This window comes from Aeromicrobium phragmitis (assembly GCF_003674095.1).
Classification (GTDB): Bacteria; Actinomycetota; Actinomycetes; order Propionibacteriales; family Nocardioidaceae; genus Aeromicrobium; species Aeromicrobium phragmitis.
This window is the reverse complement of the sequence record NZ_RDBF01000087.1, coordinates 1-453: the sequence shown is the minus strand read 5'-3', so window position 1 is coordinate 453 and position 453 is coordinate 1. Positions and strand designations below refer to the sequence as shown.

General features: G+C 70.9%; 1 protein-coding gene. It reads right to left on the bottom strand.

Annotated elements, in window-relative coordinates:
• Positions 1–453 (bottom strand): UvrD-helicase domain-containing protein (locus D9V41_RS16385; RefSeq protein WP_166376093.1); only part of this gene is annotated, 453 nt, incomplete at both ends.

Here is a 453-nt window from a genome sequence, read left to right as displayed (position 1 = left end):
GGTTCTCCGGCGCTGCCTGCAAGGGAGTGACGACCTTGGCGACCGCCGGATCGGCGTAGTAATCGGCCGCGATGACTCCGGCGAGGTCGATGATCTCCGGAGCACAGCGGCGGCTCACCGCGAGCGAGTGCAGATCGCCCCGCGAGCCGTCGGCTGCCGGGAAGTCGTCGAGGAACGCGGCCAGATTGCCCGACGCCGCACCGCGCCAGCCGTAGATGCCCTGGGCCGGGTCGCCCACGGCGCTGATCCCCCGGCCGGCGAAGAGCGCTCGCAGCAGATCGCGCTGCGCGACCGAGGTGTCCTGGTATTCGTCGAGGAGGACCACCTCGAAGCGCTCGCGCAACGCCGCGCCGACCTCCGGCAACTGGGCGAGCTGGGCACCCCACGACATCTGGTCGGAGAAGTCCATGACGCCCGCGTCGAGCTTCGCCGTCCGATAGGCGTCGACCAGCC